This window comes from Limosilactobacillus pontis DSM 8475 (assembly GCF_001435345.1).
GTDB lineage: Bacteria > Bacillota > Bacilli > Lactobacillales > Lactobacillaceae > Limosilactobacillus > Limosilactobacillus pontis.
This window is the reverse complement of sequence record NZ_AZGO01000061.1, coordinates 1-356: the sequence shown is the minus strand read 5'-3', so window position 1 is coordinate 356 and position 356 is coordinate 1. Positions and strand designations below refer to the sequence as shown.

2 tRNA genes are annotated in these 356 nt (G+C 44.1%); both read right to left on the bottom strand.

From position 1 onward, the window contains the following. Window positions 1-78: 78 nt before the first annotated feature. Window positions 79-151, bottom strand: a tRNA-Ala gene (locus FD34_RS06485). Window positions 152-156: 5 nt separating this feature from the next. Further along, window positions 157-231, bottom strand: a tRNA-Ile gene (locus FD34_RS06480). Between the last annotated feature and the right edge of the window lie 125 nt (window positions 232-356).

Below are 356 nucleotides of genomic sequence, written 5' to 3'. Positions count from 1 at the left end.
ATTGTTTTTAATAAATAAAGAAATTAGATATTATTTAGTTTTCAAAGTACAAGCTCGTGCCAACCTTGCGATTGGCAATGGAGAATAACGGAATCGAACCGATGACCTCCTGCTTGCAAAGCAGGTGCTCTCCCAGCTGAGCTAATTCCCCATATATGGGCCTAAATGGACTTGAACCATCGACCTCACGCTTATCAGGCGTGCGCTCTAAACCAGCTGAGCTATAGGCCCAAATAAGCGTCTCAGTAAGTTTTGAGGTAAACCCCTCAAAACTAAACAAAGTTTCGACAATGTGTAGGCTCCGTTTTATTCCTTAGAAAGGAGGTGATCCAGCCGCAGGTTCTCCTACGGCTACC